The organism is Stenotrophomonas sp. YAU14D1_LEIMI4_1 (genome assembly GCF_003086815.1).
Classification (GTDB): domain Bacteria; phylum Pseudomonadota; class Gammaproteobacteria; order Xanthomonadales; family Xanthomonadaceae; genus Stenotrophomonas.
The window spans coordinates 313,371-328,315 of the sequence record NZ_CP025997.1; the positions used below are offsets into that span (position 1 = coordinate 313,371).

Annotated in this window: 15 protein-coding genes; 8 read left to right on the forward strand and 7 right to left on the reverse strand. The window is 64.0% G+C overall.

The features are described 5' to 3' along the window. The first annotated feature begins 293 nt into the window (after positions 1-293). From C1932_RS01375 to C1932_RS01390, 4 genes are all read left to right on the forward strand, one after another. The gene (locus C1932_RS01375; RefSeq protein WP_108760968.1) at positions 294-1,052 is read left to right on the forward strand and encodes a DUF3011 domain-containing protein; all 759 of its coding nucleotides are present in this window, start codon (positions 294-296) and stop codon (positions 1,050-1,052) included. An 80-nt stretch (positions 1,053-1,132) separates the two neighbouring features. Beyond that, positions 1,133-2,053 (forward strand): arginase, encoded by a 921-nt coding sequence (gene rocF, locus C1932_RS01380; RefSeq protein ID WP_108748164.1) that lies wholly within the window; start codon positions 1,133-1,135, stop codon positions 2,051-2,053. A 167-nt stretch (positions 2,054-2,220) separates the two neighbouring features. Next, positions 2,221-2,358, forward strand: coding sequence for an entericidin A/B family lipoprotein (locus C1932_RS01385; protein WP_108748165.1), 138 nt, complete (start codon positions 2,221-2,223; stop codon positions 2,356-2,358). A gap of 202 nt (positions 2,359-2,560) precedes the next feature. Continuing rightward, positions 2,561-2,782, forward strand: a complete 222-nt coding sequence (locus C1932_RS01390) for a CsbD family protein (RefSeq protein ID WP_108748166.1) — start codon at positions 2,561-2,563, stop codon at positions 2,780-2,782. 79 nt (positions 2,783-2,861) lie between these two features. On the opposite strand, the gene C1932_RS01395 is transcribed toward C1932_RS01390, so the two are convergent. Further along, on the reverse strand, positions 2,862-3,686 hold the full coding sequence (locus C1932_RS01395; RefSeq protein ID WP_108760969.1) for a hypothetical protein: 825 nt from the start codon (positions 3,684-3,686) through the stop codon (positions 2,862-2,864). Positions 3,687-3,794: 108 nt separating this feature from the next. On the opposite strand from C1932_RS01395, the gene C1932_RS01400 reads away from it, so the two are divergent. The 4 genes from C1932_RS01400 to C1932_RS01415 all read left to right on the forward strand — a co-directional run bounded on the left by C1932_RS01400 (position 3,795) and on the right by C1932_RS01415 (position 8,427). Then, positions 3,795-5,087 carry a tryptophan--tRNA ligase gene (locus tag C1932_RS01400; RefSeq protein ID WP_108760970.1) on the forward strand — a complete coding sequence of 431 codons (1,293 nt, stop codon included), beginning with the start codon at positions 3,795-3,797 and terminating at the stop codon, positions 5,085-5,087. Positions 5,088-5,283: 196 nt separating this feature from the next. After that, positions 5,284-5,580 (forward strand): hypothetical protein, encoded by a 297-nt coding sequence (locus C1932_RS01405; RefSeq protein ID WP_108760971.1) that lies wholly within the window; start codon positions 5,284-5,286, stop codon positions 5,578-5,580. A gap of 183 nt (positions 5,581-5,763) precedes the next feature. Further along, positions 5,764-6,696, forward strand: coding sequence for an MBL fold metallo-hydrolase (locus C1932_RS01410; RefSeq protein WP_108760972.1), 933 nt, complete (start codon positions 5,764-5,766; stop codon positions 6,694-6,696). A 78-nt stretch (positions 6,697-6,774) separates the two neighbouring features. Continuing rightward, positions 6,775-8,427 carry a M28 family metallopeptidase gene (locus C1932_RS01415; protein WP_108760973.1) on the forward strand — a complete coding sequence of 551 codons (1,653 nt, stop codon included), beginning with the start codon at positions 6,775-6,777 and terminating at the stop codon, positions 8,425-8,427. Between the two features lie 266 nt (positions 8,428-8,693). On the opposite strand, the gene C1932_RS01420 is transcribed toward C1932_RS01415, so the two are convergent. The 6 genes from C1932_RS01420 to C1932_RS19760 form a co-directional block, all read right to left on the reverse strand. Then, positions 8,694-9,047: a hypothetical protein gene (locus C1932_RS01420; RefSeq protein ID WP_234412256.1), complete on the reverse strand. Its 354-nt coding sequence runs from the start codon at positions 9,045-9,047 to the stop codon at positions 8,694-8,696. Between the two features lie 13 nt (positions 9,048-9,060). Continuing rightward, positions 9,061-10,395, reverse strand: a complete 1,335-nt coding sequence (locus C1932_RS01425; RefSeq protein WP_108748172.1) for an MFS transporter — start codon at positions 10,393-10,395, stop codon at positions 9,061-9,063. A gap of 220 nt (positions 10,396-10,615) precedes the next feature. After that, positions 10,616-11,692, reverse strand: coding sequence for an ABC transporter permease (locus tag C1932_RS01430; RefSeq protein ID WP_234412258.1), 1,077 nt, complete (start codon positions 11,690-11,692; stop codon positions 10,616-10,618). Between the two features lie 765 nt (positions 11,693-12,457). Beyond that, positions 12,458-13,384, reverse strand: a complete 927-nt coding sequence (locus C1932_RS01440; protein ID WP_108760976.1) for a HEAT repeat domain-containing protein — start codon at positions 13,382-13,384, stop codon at positions 12,458-12,460. Between the two features lie 6 nt (positions 13,385-13,390). Next, positions 13,391-14,323: a HEAT repeat domain-containing protein gene (locus C1932_RS01445; RefSeq protein WP_234412260.1), complete on the reverse strand. Its 933-nt coding sequence runs from the start codon at positions 14,321-14,323 to the stop codon at positions 13,391-13,393. Between the two features lie 68 nt (positions 14,324-14,391). Further along, positions 14,392-14,535 carry a hypothetical protein gene (locus tag C1932_RS19760; protein WP_159094476.1) on the reverse strand — a complete coding sequence of 48 codons (144 nt, stop codon included), beginning with the start codon at positions 14,533-14,535 and terminating at the stop codon, positions 14,392-14,394. Positions 14,536-14,945 lie beyond the last annotated feature (410 nt).

Consider the following 14,945-nt stretch of genomic DNA (forward strand, 5'->3'; position numbering starts at 1 on the left):
TGTGGTGTGCGCCGTAGCTACCGTGAGCGGGACGATCACGCGGCGATGCAAGGCCGGTAAGAGGGAAAGTCGACATGTACGAGAACTGGGTCGCACAACGTAGTTTCTCCTCTACAAGGATCAGCTTTCCCCTACACCGCAGCGATGGCGAACGCTGGCCCCGCCAGCAGGCGAGACACGTCAGCGCCGGCGACCGACGCCGAGGGCCGAAACGCGGGCACTCACATCCGCACCGACACCTGCACCGCATACTCCGCCCATCTGCCCGTTCCGGGCCCGCTCGGGAGCCGACCATGCGCCTGAAGACGCTGTCTGTTGTTGCCGCTGTGCTGGGTGTTGCGCTCACGACGCCGGCGCTGGCCGCCGTGCCCTTCCTCAATGCCCGCTGCCCCGGTGGCATCGACGTGCATGCCGACGCGGGCGGGCCGGTCTATGTGCAGGGGCGGCAGACCACCCTGAAGCATGTGAATGACCGCTACGCCGAAGCGCGCGATGCACAGAGCGGGCTGACGGTGTCCATCAGCACCGGCGACGATGGCACGCCGCAGGTCAGCTACACCGGCCGCAATGGGGCCAACGGCATCTGCCAGGTCAGCGACAGCGCGGCAGCATCGCCGCCGTCGCCCACGCACCGGCACGACAACGACGGCGATGCCGCGTTGCCCAACGAGGTCACCTGCGAATCCACCGACCAGCGCCAGGTGTCCTGCGACATGAACACCCGTGGCGCCGTGGAAGTGAGCCGTCAGCTCAGCCGCACCCGCTGCGAGCAGGGCGTGAACTGGGGCCTGTCGCGGCATTCGGTCTGGGTAAGTGGCGGCTGCCGGGCGGTGTTCCGTAACACATCCAGCGCACCCCGCGCCGCACCCGCCGGTGATGCCGCGCTGGGATCGTGCAATGCGCGCAAGGGCGACCAGGGCACGCTGGTCACCCAGGTGCCGGTGGGCAGCGATTACCAGGAACTGATCATCGAATATGCCGATGGCCGCTTCCTGTGCATGCTGCGCAACAACGGCCAGGTGCAGAGCCTCACCCCGGTGCGCCGGCGCTGACCCCCGCTGCTGCACCGCCGCGAGTGGTGTCACACGCCTCTGGCTAGACTGTGCTTCTTTTTCGTTCGCAGGAGGCACCCATGGCCCATCCCATTTCCGTCACCCTGATTGGCGTGCCGACCGACGTGGGCGCGGGCCATCGCGGGGCGCGGCTGGGGCCGGAAGCCCTGCGCGTGGCCGGCCTGCCCGAGGCGCTGGCCGCGCGTGGCGTGGACGTGCGCGACCTGGGCAACCTGGACGGCCCGCGCAACCCGTGGACGGCGCCGGTGGCCGGCTACCGCCACCTGGATGAAGTGGTGGCCTGGAACCGTGCACTGATGGAGGCCAGCTACGCCGAGCTGCAGGCCGGGCGCATGCCGATCATGCTGGGCGGCGACCATTGCCTGGGCATCGGTTCGATCACCGCCGTGGCGCGCTGGTGCCGGGAGCAGGGCAAGACCCTGCGCGTGCTGTGGCTGGATGCGCATTCGGATTTCAACACCAGCGATGTCACCCCGTCGGGCAACATCCACGGCATGCCGGTGGCCTGCCTGTGCGGCCTGGGCCCGGACGAACTGACCCGGCTGGGCGGCAGCGCCCCGGCCATCGCCCCCACCCAGGTGCACCAGATCGGCATCCGTTCGGTGGACCCGGACGAGAAGCGCCTAATCAAGACCCACCGGGTTGATGTGTACGACATGCGCTACATCGATGAGAACGGCATGAAGCGCACGGTGGAAGCCGCGCTGGCCGGTGTGGATGAAAACACCCACCTGCATGTCAGCTTCGACGTGGATTTCCTGGACCCCAGCATCGCCCCCGGCGTGGGCACCACCGTGCCGGGCGGGGTGAACTACCGCGAGGCGCAGCTGGTGATGGAAATGATTGCCGACAGCGGCCGCATGGGCTCGCTGGACATCGTGGAACTGAACCCGCTGCTGGACAACCACAACACCACTGCCGAGCTGGCCGTGGACCTGGTGGAGAGCCTGTTCGGCAAATCCACCCTGATGCGCGACTGAGCCTGCCTGCCGCAGTCTGAATGGCCCGCTGCGCCGTTCACACTCGCTCCACGCCGTTGCCGCCAGATTGCACGTCAAGCGACGGCGGTGCCTTCGGGTACCGCCGCCAACCGACAGAATCCGACCCGCGATGTGCGCGGTGTAGCGGCCAACCCAAGGAGAAGCTCATGAAGCGTGTAGTTGCCCTGATGCTGTTGTCGATGTTCTCGGTGGCCATGCTGTCCGGCTGCAATACCGTTGCCGGCGCCGGCAAGGATGTGCAGAAGGCTGGCGAAAAGGTCGAGGATGCCGCCAAGGGCAACTGAGCCTGCGGTGGTGCGACACACGGAAAGGCCGGGCATGTCCCGGCCTTTTTCGTGCGCGCGTACAGGCGGCGTGCAACGCGCCGGGTAGTGAACCATTCAAGCAGGTGAGCATGCTTTTCATGGTGGGTTGACCGCTGTTCAACAGGCAGTGCGCGAAGCTGGAACCACGGTAAGAACGCCGTTGCAACCAAGGATTCCAGCAATGAACAAAGACATCATTTCCGGCAAGTGGTCGCAGCTGAAGGGCAAGGCCCAGGCCAAGTGGGGCGATCTGACCAACGATGATTTCGATGTGGCAGAAGGCAACGCCGAGTATCTGGCCGGCCGTCTGCAGGAACGCTATGGCTGGGCGAAGGACCGTGCCGAGAAGGAAGTCAGCGAGTTCTCGGACAGCGTGCGCAAGGATTACCCGGACTTCAGGTAAGTCCGGCGCTCAGACACCTGAGCGTCCCCCACAGCCCGACGCCCGCGCCAAAATGGTGCGGGCGTCGTGCTGTGTGCGCTCAGCGCGCCGGCGGATCGGGCACGTAGCGGTTGGGGAAGGCCTGCGGTTCCTGCACCAGGCGCGATGGGGCATCCAGGCGGATGCCACGTGCGCGCAGGTTGCGGGCGCTGTCGTAGCGTAGCTGCACCACCTGGGTGGGCGTGCGGCTGGCGCGCTCGAACTGGGTATCGCGCACCTGCGAGTACTCGCGCTCGCCATGGCCGGTGCCCAGCGCCGACGCCTGGCTGCGCGCCTTGCTGGCGCTGGTGCTTTCCATGCGGCTGGCACTGGCATCGGCCGCGGCGGATTCGGCGGCGGGGGCCGGCGCGGCCGGTGCCGGCGGCGGCAGATGGCGCAGCGGCGGACGCGGGGTGGGCCGCCAGCGGTAGGCCTCGTTGAACACCGCCATGCCGACCACGCCGATGTTGTCCGGCCGTCCGGTGCGGCTGGCGTAGCTGCCGCCGGGGCTGCTGAAGACGAACTGGGCCACTTCGTCCTGGCTCTTGCGCCAGCCGGTGATGTCCGCGCTCTGGCCCGGGTCGAGCACGTAGCCGGTCTGCGACGGATCGGCATCTTCGCCGGAAATGGCATTGATGCCGTCCACCGACAGCACCACCAGCACCCGCCGCGGGCTGTCGTTGTACAGGCGCACGGCGTAGCGGTGGCCGCGTTCCCCGGCCACCCACTGCTGGCCGTCGGCGGCATAGCTGCGCAGTTCGGTATCGCGGTCGCGGTCCACCAGCACCATCCGCACCGGCTGTTGCGGGTAGGGGGCCGACGGCGGCGGGGCAGGCCGGAAGCCGGCCAGGGGCAGGATCAGCAGCAGGGGCAGCAGGCGCTTCATGGCAGGTCTCCGGTGGGCTCGAGTGAACAAACGCACGGCCGGCCCCGACGGGGTTGGCCCGGCACGCGGTAAACTGGCCCCGTTCATCGAAGGTTTCCGCACGCAGTCATGACGACCCGAGTCCTTACCGGCATCACCCCCTCCGGCACGCCCCACCTGGGCAACTACGTTGGCGCCATCCGCCCGGCGATCGCCGCCAGCCGCGCGCCGGATATCGAAAGCTTCTTCTTCCTGGCCGACCTGCACAGCCTGATCAAGGCCCAGGACCCGCAGCGCACCCAGCGCGCGACCCTGGAAATCGCCGCCAGCTGGCTGGCCTGCGGCCTGGACCCGGAACATGTGTGGTTCTACCGGCAGAGCGATATCCGCGAAACCACCGAACTGATGTGGTTCCTGACCGCCATCGCCAGCAAGGGCATCCTCAACCGTGCCCATGCCTACAAGGCGGCGGTGGACAAGAACCGCGAGGAAGGCGTGGACGAAGATGCCGGCGTGAGCGCCGGTCTGTTCATGTACCCGGTGCTGATGGCCGCCGACATCCTTATCTTCAAGGCCAACCAGGTGCCGGTGGGCCGTGACCAGATCCAGCACATCGAAATGGCGCGCGACTTCGCCCAGCGCTTCAACCACGTGTACGGCAAGGAGTACTTCCCGTTGCCCGAGGTGGTGATCGACGAGCAGGTGGCCACTCTGGCCGGCCTGGACGGCCGCAAGATGAGCAAGAGCTACCACAACACCATTCCGCTGTTCGCCCCGCGCGAAGAGCTGAAGAAGCTGGTGTTCTCGATCCTGACCGATTCGCGCGCACCGGGCGAACCGAAGGACACCGAAGGTTCGGCGCTGTTCCAGATGTACCAGGCGTTCGCCAGCGCCCAGCAGACCGCCGCGTTTGCGCAGGCCTTCGCCGAGGGCATCAGCTGGGGCGATGCCAAGCAGCAGCTGTTCGAGCGCATCGACAGCGAACTGTCGCCGCTGCGCGAGCGCTACAACGCGCTGATGGCCGAGCCGGAAAAGATCGAAGCGCTGCTGAAGCGCCGTGGCCAGCAGCTGCGCGAACAGCTGGCCATGCCGCTGCTGGACGAACTGCGCCACGCCGTGGGCCTGCGCGATCTGTCCAGCGCCGGCGATATCGCCAGCGAAGACGCCGGCGTGGCCCGCGTGGCCCCGCCGCTGTTCAAGCAGTACCGTGAGAAGGACGGCCGCTTCTACTTCAAGCTGACCGCCGGCGACGGCACGCTGCTGATCCAGAGCGAAGGCTTCGATTCGCCGCGTGATGCCGGCCAGCTGATTGCCGTGCTGAAGCAGGCCGAGCAGGGCGACGCACTGCAGAGCGAGCTGTTCAAGCTGGAAGCCGACGTAGAGGCCGTGCTGGCCGCACTGGCGGCGCTGCGCGACGAGTAACGTGGCCCTTGTAGCGTCGAGCTTGCTCGACTTCGCCCTGATGTAGAGTCGAGCCATGCTCGACTTCGCCCTGATGTAGAGTCGAGCCATGCTCGACTGCTGTTGATCCGCCAGTCGAGCATGGCTCGACTCTACAGAAGGGCCGTCGAACAAGCTCAACGCTACGTACCACACGCAAACATAGGGGGAGTCTGCAATGGCCTGGTTGTCGCTGCTGCTGTTCCTGCCCTGGTTCCTGCTGCTGGGCAGCCTGTACTGGCTCTTCCCGCGCCAGCCGCGCACCCTGCGGCGGCGCGTGTTCGAAAGCGCCAGCCTGGTGCTGGCCTTCCTGTTGAGCATCGTGGCCATGTTGTGGGGCCACCATATCGGCCTGGTGCAGGCCGGTGCCGGCCCGATCTGGCCGCAGGTGCTGGCCGTGCTGTACGCCTACGGCGCGTTCCTGGCAGTGCTGGGGCTGGCACTGCTGCTGCGGCCGAGGTTCCTGGAAAGGTAGCGTCGACCGTTGGTCGACTGCGCTCCTGCAGGGCATTGCCAAATATCCGCGCTTCGCGCGAAGTCGACTGACAGTCGACTCTACCCCCGGCCCCCGTACCCCTCCGACCAAAGCCGCATCGAACCGCGCCCCCGCGGCGGCCTACCATGGGCATCTGTTCCGCCTTCTGCCAGGTGCGTGCCGATGACCGCCGACCCCAGCATCCACACCATCGATACCGGTTTCCAGCGGGCGCAGTTCGATGCTGCCTACCTGATCGAGGAAAACGGTCGCGCCGCCTTCGTCGATTGCGGTACCGGACTGTCGGTGCCGGCGATGCTGCAGGCGTTGGCCGATGCCGGCTTGGGTCCGGAAGCGGTGGACTGGCTGCTGCTGACCCACGTGCACCTGGACCACGCCGGCGGCGCCGGCCTGCTGATGCAGCAGTTGCCCAATGCCCGTGCCGTGCTGCACCCGCGCGGCGCGCCGCACATGATCGACCCCACCCGGCTGATTGCCGGCGCCACCGCGGTGTACGGCGCCGAGGAAATCGCACGCAGCTATGGCCGCATCGAGCCCATTGCCGAACATCGCGTGGTGGTGGCCGACGACGGCCACCGCATCGATCTGGCCGGCCGCGAGCTGTTGCTGCTGCACACCCCCGGCCATGCGCTGCACCACTATTGTGTGTGGGATGCGCGCAGCCGCAGCTGGTTCACTGGCGATACCTTCGGTATTTCCTACCGCGAACTGGACAGCGCCAAAGGCGCCTTCATCTTCCCGACGTCCTCGCCGGTGCAGTTCGATCCCGAGGCCATGAAGGCGTCGATCCAGCGCATGCTGGCTTACGACCCGCAGGCGATGTACCTGACCCACTACGGGCGGGTGCAGCAGGTGCCGGCGCTGGCCGCCGATCTGATCGAGCAGATCGATGCCATGGCCACCATCGGCCGCCAATGCGATGGACGGCCCGATCGCCACCGCTGCCTGCTGGCGGCATTGCAGGCGCTGTACCTGGAACGCGCGCAGGCGCATGGCTGCGCACTGGACCAGGCTGCGGTGGCCGAGGTGCTGGCCATGGATATCGAATTGAACGCGCAGGGCCTGGCCTGCTGGCTGGACCGCGTGCGTCGCTGAACGCAACGCACGCCGTCGTCGCACTGTCACGCTACACTTCAGGGCATCCCTTCCTGCCGTGGTATTGCCGTGAATCCGATGCGCGTGTTGCTGCTGTCATCCTGCCTGTTTGTCGGGGGCCTGGCCCATGCGGCCAATGATCTTCCCGGTGGCGGCATCGATCCGCAGGCGCTGTCGCGCCACGTGCGTGTGTTGGCCTCGGACGAGTTCGAAGGCCGCGCGCCGGCCACGGCAGGCGAAGAGCGCACCGTGCAGTACCTGATTGAACAGTTCCGCAGCTATGGCCTGCAGCCCGGTGGCGCCGATGGCAGCTGGGTGCAGCCGGTACCGCTGGTGCGTGCGCAGCTGGATGGCGCGGCCAACGCCAGCCTGGCCCTGAAGGGCGGCACCCGCGCGCTGGTGAACGGCGAAGACGTGACCCTGCAGAGCCTGCAGCCGCGCAAGCGCGTGCAGATCAAGAACGCACCGCTGGTGTTCGTCGGCTACGGTATCGATGCGCCGGAACGCCACTGGAACGATTACAAGGATGTGGATCTGCACGGCAAGATCGCCGTGGTGCTGATCAACGATGCCGACTTCGAAGCCGATGCGCCGGGTGCGTTCGACGGCAAGGCGGTGACCTACTACGGCCGCTGGACCTACAAGTTCGAAGAAGCCGCGCGCCGAGGCGCCGAGGGTGTGCTGATCGTGCACGAGACCGCGCCGGCCGCCTACGGCTGGGCCACGGTGAAGAGTTCGGGCACCTCGCCGCTGTTCGACATCGAGCGCAGCAACGCCGAAGCGATGGCCCAGCACACGCCGCTGCGCGGCTGGATGCAGCGCTCGCTGGCCGAGGCGATCTTCGCTGACGCCGGCCTGGATTTCGACGCCGAGAAGCGCAAGGCCATGCAGGCCGACTTCCGCCCGGTGCTGCTGGACAACGCCCGTCTCAGCGCGGAATTCGCGCTGAAGCGCGAGCAGGTGGTGACCCGCAACGTGGTGGCCAAGCTGCCCGGTGGCGAGCACGGCGATGAAGCCGTGATCTTCTCGGCGCACTGGGATGCCTTCGGCATTGGCCAGCCCGACGCCAAGGGCGACCGCATCCGCCGTGGTGCAATCGACAACGCCACCGGCGTCGCCACCGTGCTGGAACTGGGCCGGGTGTTCGCCGCCGGCCCGCAGCCGCAGCGCACGCTGTTCTTCGTGGCCCTTACTGCTGAAGAAAAGGGCCTGCTGGGCGCCAGCTACTACGCGGCGCACCCGCTGGCACCGCTGGAAAAGACCGCCGCCGTGCTGAACATCGAAATGTTCAGCCCCGATGGCGCCACCCGCGATATTGCCTCGTGGGGCAAGGGCCGCGTGTCGCTGGAAGGGGATCTGGAACGCGTCGCCAAGGCCCGCGGCCGCAGCTACAGCCCGGACCCCAATCTGGAAGCCGGCTTCTTCTACCGCGCTGACCACTTCGCCTTCGCCCGCCTGGGCGTGCCGGCCATCACCATCGGCCCGGGCCTGGACAAGCTGGAAGGCGGCGTGGAAGCCGGCCGCGCGCTGCGCGAGAAGTACTTCGCCGACTGCTACCACCAGGCCTGCGATGCCTGGACCCCCAGCTGGGACCCGGCCGGCCACGCCGCCGATACCCTGTTGGTGTACGACCTAGGCGCCGAACTGGCCAACAGCCGCCGCTGGCCGACCTGGGAAGAAGCGTCCGAATTCCGCGGCGCCCGCGAGAAGAGCGAAGCCGCCCGCCGCTGATGGGTCGGGGCATGGGCGGTGGCGATGTGGGTATGACCACGTCGCCATGACGGCGGTGAAATGGGATCGGCGTCATGTCGTCGGCGATATGGCATCGGCGCCATGACGTCGGTGATACGGCAACGGCGCAATGACGCCTGCGGTAGAGTCGACTGTTAGTCGACTTCGCGCGAAGCGCGGGTTTCATGCGTCGGACGGGAAGGCAGTCGACTAACAGTCGACTCTACCCAGTCGACTCTACCCAGCCGCCATCAATCGCGTCGCCGTTACCGGCGGCCGCGAAGCAGCCGCCATGCGCACCAGGCGCTGGCGAACAGGGCAACTACATACAGGCCGGCCCGCGGACCGGACGCAAGCGCGCGGCCGGGATTCTCACCGCGATGCAGTTGCAGGTTCATGGGCGTGGCATCACCGCCCAGCACCGTGGCCAGCGCCACCAGCAGGGCAAGGCAGAACAGCAGCAGGGCGATGCCGAAACCGATACGCGGCCATTGGGCCTGCGCGGGTGGGCGTCGCAGCAGCCAGGCCACCGTCGTGGCCAGGGCCGTACCCAGGGCCACCCACATCAGTGGGGTGGCCGGGTAAACCGCAGCCACCGGCATTGCACCGGTGGCTGCCATCAGAACCGCACCGTTACTTGCGGGTGCCGTCGAGCCAGTTCGGGCCCTTGTTGGTAAGGAAGAACACATAGACCACCAACGATACCGCGATCGTGGCGGTCACGTAGATGGCGAACCAGTCCACGTGGCCGGTCTTCAGCGCGCCCTGGTACAGCAGCGGCGCGGTACCACCGAACAGCGAATTGGCCAGCGCGTAGCCCAGGCCCACGCCCAGTGCACGGATGTGGGCGGGGAACAGTTCGGCCTTCACCACGGCGTTGATGGAGGTGTAGCCGGTGAGGATGACGAAGCCCAGCGCCAGGGTCAGGAAGGCGAGGGTGGCATCATGCTGGTGCGGCAGCTGGGTGATCAGGTACCAGCTGTACAGCACACCGCCCACGCCGAAGAACACCAGCAGGCTCTTGCGGCCGATGATGTCCGACAGCCAGCCGCCCACCGGCTGCAGCACCATCAGGAACGTCAGCACGCCCAGGTTGACCAGGGTGGCGGTCATCGGGTCGTCGGCGGCGAACGCGCTCTGGATCATCTTCGGGCCGTTCACCGAGTAGGTGTAGAAGGCAATGGTGCCGCCGGCGGTGATCAGGAAGCACAGCAGCAGCGGGCGCCACTGGTGCACGAACAGTTCGTACATCGAACCGGACTTCTTCGCCTTGCCTTCGCGCGCGGCCTCGATCGACGATTCTTCCATCGTCTCGTCCATGCCACGGCGCAGCCAGAAGACCACCACGGCAGCGATACCGCCGATGCCGAAGGCGATGCGCCAGCCGAACTCCGAGATTTCCGGCTTGCCCCAGACGCTCAGCATCAGGAACAGGGTGAGCTGGGCCAGCACATGGCCACCGACCAGGGTGACGTAGTGGAACGAGGACAGGAAGCCGCGGCGGCCGGGAATGGCGGCCTCGGACATGTAGGTGGCGCTGGCGCCGTACTCACCACCGGTGGCGAAGCCCTGCAGCAGGCGCGCGAACAGCAGGATGATCGCCGCCCAGATGCCGATGCTGGCCGCGGTGGGGGTAATGGCGATCAGGAACGAGCAGACGGCCATCAGCGTGACCGACACGGTCAGCGCCAGGCGGCGGCCATGGCGGTCGGCGAAGCGGCCGAAGAACCAGGCACCGATGGGGCGCATCAGGAACGTGGCGGCGAAGATCGCCCACACGTACATCGTGGAGTTCTTGTCTTCGGGCGAGAAGAACTGCGATTCGAAGTACACGGCGAACACCGAGTACACGTAGACGTCATACCACTCCACCAGATTGCCGGCGGAGCCTTTGAGGGTATTGGAGATCGACCGGCGCAGCGCGGCGCCGTCGGTGCTGGGGACAGCGGAATGGGACGTGGTGCTCATCCGGTTGGGGATCCTCGATGCGGCGCTTCCGTGCGGGAAAGATCGGTGCCAGCCGCGCGCGGGGCGCTGGCGGTCAGCCTCCTGGGTACTGCATCCCATGTCAACGCCAGGTGCCGGAACAGGCGGGGCAGGGCATGGGACCGCACAGGATGACAGCGGCGGGGGGGAGGGACCATAGCTAGATCGTCGTATGCGATGCGTAACGGGGATCCTGGCGGAGTCAGTCGATCGTGGCAGGCGTTGGCTCAGCCGGACAAACAATTGCAGTTCTGAAGTTTCTGCCTGCCCAGAGCCGCAATATCACCGCTGTGATGGCCAAAAGCATGAGAGACAGAACGATCTCCCAGAACGGAACATTCACGTACATCAACCGGACCGGCATCGCTGCCATCGACGTAAATGGAAACAGGGACATTGCATGCATGAATGCGCCCTCTGGCGTCCGCAGTCCAGCAAATCCGATCATGATCATCGTGAGCGGGAACGCGGGGAGCGTATTGCGGAATGCTGAATGGGGCGAACGGATGGCAGTAGCGCAGGCAGCGAAGAACCAGTTCCAGAGCGCCAAGCCTAGAAAGCAGAACACCAGCAGGCAGAGAATCACCTTCCAACCGTCTTCACGAAACGCCGCGATTCCGCCTATCGAGCCTGACATCAGTATCCACCCGATTGCAGCGTAGGTGCCATAGACGGCTACTGTCTTCAACCCGTGGAGGATGGACGCGGCAACCTTGCAGTCGAGCCAGAGCTCAGGTGGTGCAGCACCAAGAATCATTTCCGTAGCGTGACCAAAGCGCTCCCCCAAGAGGCCCTGGAAGATCATGCCAAGGCAGCCAAGAATGGCGAGCGTTGTAAGTACAACCATTGCAATTGAGATCGCAGTCAGGGAGGTCGATGCGAGGATTGGGTTTCCCTGGGAATCCTGGATTCGCAACGACACTGGCGAGTCCACCCAGCGAAGCTGATCGCCGGTGACGCCCAGTAGAGACATTGAACGCTGCCGATGCAACGTATCCAGAGTTCGTTGCAGTTCGCCAAACCATGCGGGCGGTCGATCGATGTGCAGGGTGTAGTTGCCTGCAGCATAAGAAAGTACCGGATATTCTCCTGACCCTGCATCTCCTCGCGTGTCATTGAAGTGGAAACGGCCCTCACCCAGCCCCGCTGCTGGAGTTCCCCCCGCGTGAATTTGGATGGGGACCGCAGATTCCCTGGCAACAATTGCGTCCCCACCCAGCTTCACCAGCGAGATCACTGCGAGTAGAAGCAGACCTGCAATTTCGCCACGGACGTCCAAGTGTCTCCTGAACTCGAACAGGCTGATCGTGAAAAACGTTCCTAACCGCATATGCTGCCCTCCGATCGGCGGCCATGCGGATGAGGTTCGCAGTGCTGCGTTTGACCAGACGCGTCGGCTCGAGGGGGATGAAGGTCCCGAGAGGTTGCAGGGTGAAGCCTTCCTTCTCTCAGCACCAAGATTCTGCTGGCTAGGCGTTGAAGCAACTCAATGTGATGTGCCGAGAGAACAACTGCCGCGCCTTGATCTGATGCACGGATGAGCAGGTCAGCAACTGCAATCTGGTTCACGGGGTCCAGTCCTGAGAATGGCTCATCGAGTATCAGAACAGCCGGCTCATGGAGCATGCTCGCGGCGAGTTGGAGTTTCTGCAGATTTCCTTTGGACAAGCTGGAAACTCGATGAGATGACCGGTCTAGAAGTCCTATTTTTTGAAGCCAAAAGTTGCGGACGCCTGCCACCGATCTTCCTGGTATACCCCGCAGGCGCGCCCAAAAATCGAGTGTCGCTCCGACGGTGACATCGGAGAAGAGACTGCGTGACTCTGGCAGGTAGCCCAGGTCCGCGCACGGAGCGCCGTTCATTCGTGTTCCGGATCCAAGGACGATGGTCCCCGAGTCGGCTGGGATAAGATCACAGAGAACACGAAACAGAGTTGTCTTGCCAACGCCGTTCGCTCCGATGATGCCAACGATCTCTCCCGAGGGGACGCTAAGATCGAGGTTCCGCAACACTGTCCTCTGGCCATACTGCTTGCACAGTTGCTCAGCGTGAAGCATCGCCTGCTCCTTGTTCCAGATCGGCAGCAAGTTGGCGGGCCCTGGAGCGCATGAATGCGCTATGCCTGGTCTGCACCATGGACGTCAGCCGCTTGGCAGCGTCGCGAGAAGGCGAGTTCGCGATAAGGGCCTCAAGTGCAGCCATTCTTACCCGATCTATCGCGTGACCTCTGAAAATGTCCCGCAGCAGCTGTTGCGACTCCCCATTCTTCTCTGACGCCGCAATCATGAAGACGGCTGCAGCGCTGGAGCGGTTGATGATCTGGGAGATCGTGCCGGTTGTCGGCTCGAACTCGTACTGATCCATCGTCACACTTCTCAAAGAGTGCTCCATGATGTTGAGACTGACGGAGAAGCGCTCAGGTGCCATCTGCTGGTGAACATCCTGGAATGCTCTGTACAGCATCATGCTGCCTTTCTGCAGCTGGGATCGCTCCATGAATTTCAGGTCGACCTTTTCACCGGGTATCCCGCAAACCGACGCATAGTCGTACTCAAAGTAGTCACTTTCGTATCCCGGTCCCTGATATCCGATCGTCAAGAAGTTGAAATTGTGGTCGTGCGGGACTCCGTAGAAGAACGTTCGGTCCCCGCTGGCACCAAGCACTTCGTCATTGCGACCTGGCCAGAAGCAGGCGCGAATGAAGTAGCTCTGGCCAGAAGCCTGCGGGGCATGAAGCATCAGGACCTGTGGTGTATAGTCGTTATTGATCTGAAGGTTCTTTGCGTCCTTGAGTTCATTGCAGATCATTTCGCTCAGAAACGTTTCGTTGTTTCCAAGCTTCCTGAGCATGGGGGAAATTGAAGCCATGGATTCCTGATCGCGCGGGTCAAACCCTGAGCCGTCAAGGTAGTCAACCAGATCCAAGAGACTGATCCGATCCTGGGAAGGGTCTTCAATTCGGATTGGCATGATTGTTCATCCTTGTTCCAGTGAGCGTGTGGCGAGCGTCCTTATCTCTTCGTTCTCGTCGCCTTCTCTCATCTCCCGCAGTCGAGCGTATGCTGCACGGGGATCGATCTGGTAGAGAGATCTGATTGCACCCCAACGAACAAATGTTGTCGGATGACGTGACAGGTCCAGCAATGAGGTGCTGTTTCCCACCCCGGGAATGTTGGACAGCGCGGTCGCGATGATCTGCAGGCGCGAGTCGGTCACGTTCGCCGCTGTGTAACCCGCCAGTCGCCCGGTGCGTATCGAGAAGTGCTGCGTAACCTCGGGCCTCGGCGCGGCGGAGAGACAGACGATCATGGATGTTGAACCCGAGCCGGGCAGCAGGTGCATTCCCTGCCTTCCCCCTTCCAGAAATAGATGTTCGCCAGAAGCCGATCTTCTGCGAGCCAGCGGGTGTAGCCGCGCTTCCAGGCCATCACCGACACGTGCGTCGTATACCTGATGTTCGACACTGCATGTGTCCAGGAACAGTACTAGCGAGTCCGCGCCATTGATGGTGATTCCCGTCTCTGCCCCGGGTTGGGATTCCGCAACGGCAAGCAGCGGCATGCTCCTTATGTAGTGCACATCTACGAACTCGTCCTTGTAGATGACCATGCCGGCAAGTGGCGGTTTTATGAAGAATCTTCCCGGGGTGCCATACAAGGGGCTGCCAATGTGATTTCGACACTCCTTCTTGAAGAAGTCATGCAGAATTTCTTCGTCGAACTGACGGCATATTGAATGCATCAATCGAAGGTTGGTCGACGCGTCACCGGTTCCTTCGATAAGCGATCCAAAGTGTCGGATACGAGCTGCACGCCCTGTGGCGCGCAGCACATCTAGGAGTGACGTCCTTTCTCTGAATATGCCAGTCAGTGCGGATAGTGCTGAAGGATCATCAGCGAGGCTCAACATTCGACCAGGATTTCTCATGTGGTCTCCGGAGAGTGGGTCAGACGCTCCGACCCACCCTGAGTGGTAGTTCAGTTCGGATGGATGCCCCGGTTGATAAGGATGCCGACAACGATGCCGACCGCCGCGCAGCCTGTACCTGATGTTTCGATCAGGATGCAGGAACCGTGCATTCCCACCGACCTTGCCTGCATGGGCAGTACTTTCGGTTGCATGGGCTTTTCCTCAGACAGGTATGACAGCGATGACGATTGCCACGGCAATCACAACGGGTTCGATTGGGGAGTACAGCAGGGAAGCGCCAGCGATCCCCACCGGCATTGCAAGCGGTGGAGGTGTACAGATCATGATGATTCTCCTTTTTGGGTCATTGGCCCAGCACACGCTGGGCATGTCCGTTTTCAGTGACTGAGCGATGTTGCTTCCTTGACCTCCGTCGCATTTGCGTTCGGTGCGCTCCAATGCGTCACACGCAGTGTCGGTGCCGTCCCCTGAAGCGGCGTCAGGCTTCAGGTTTCTTCAGACCTCCGGCGCGGGAAAATCCGCCTGATTGGTAGGCGTACATACGCAGGTCCACGATCAGGGTGATTTCCGTCAGCCGAACCCTCTAGAATCCGGCTTCCCC

Coding starts and splice junctions, on each gene's coding strand:
- C1932_RS01375 (WP_108760968.1), top strand. CDS start 294: ATGCGCCTGAAGACGCTGTCTGTTGTTGCCGCTGTGCTGGGTGTTGCG.
- rocF (WP_108748164.1), top strand. CDS start 1,133: ATGGCCCATCCCATTTCCGTCACCCTGATTGGCGTGCCGACCGACGTG.
- C1932_RS01385 (WP_108748165.1), top strand. CDS start 2,221: ATGAAGCGTGTAGTTGCCCTGATGCTGTTGTCGATGTTCTCGGTGGCC.
- C1932_RS01390 (WP_108748166.1), top strand. CDS start 2,561: ATGAACAAAGACATCATTTCCGGCAAGTGGTCGCAGCTGAAGGGCAAG.
- C1932_RS01395 (WP_108760969.1), bottom strand. CDS start 3,686: ATGAAGCGCCTGCTGCCCCTGCTGCTGATCCTGCCCCTGGCCGGCTTC.
- C1932_RS01400 (WP_108760970.1), top strand. CDS start 3,795: ATGACGACCCGAGTCCTTACCGGCATCACCCCCTCCGGCACGCCCCAC.
- C1932_RS01405 (WP_108760971.1), top strand. CDS start 5,284: ATGGCCTGGTTGTCGCTGCTGCTGTTCCTGCCCTGGTTCCTGCTGCTG.
- C1932_RS01410 (WP_108760972.1), top strand. CDS start 5,764: ATGACCGCCGACCCCAGCATCCACACCATCGATACCGGTTTCCAGCGG.
- C1932_RS01415 (WP_108760973.1), top strand. CDS start 6,775: ATGCGCGTGTTGCTGCTGTCATCCTGCCTGTTTGTCGGGGGCCTGGCC.
- C1932_RS01420 (WP_234412256.1), bottom strand. CDS start 9,047: ATGGCAGCCACCGGTGCAATGCCGGTGGCTGCGGTTTACCCGGCCACC.
- C1932_RS01425 (WP_108748172.1), bottom strand. CDS start 10,395: ATGAGCACCACGTCCCATTCCGCTGTCCCCAGCACCGACGGCGCCGCG.
- C1932_RS01440 (WP_108760976.1), bottom strand. CDS start 13,384: ATGCCAATCCGAATTGAAGACCCTTCCCAGGATCGGATCAGTCTCTTG.
- C1932_RS01445 (WP_234412260.1), bottom strand. CDS start 14,323: ATGTTGAGCCTCGCTGATGATCCTTCAGCACTATCCGCACTGACTGGC.
- C1932_RS19760 (WP_159094476.1), bottom strand. CDS start 14,535: ATGCAACCGAAAGTACTGCCCATGCAGGCAAGGTCGGTGGGAATGCAC.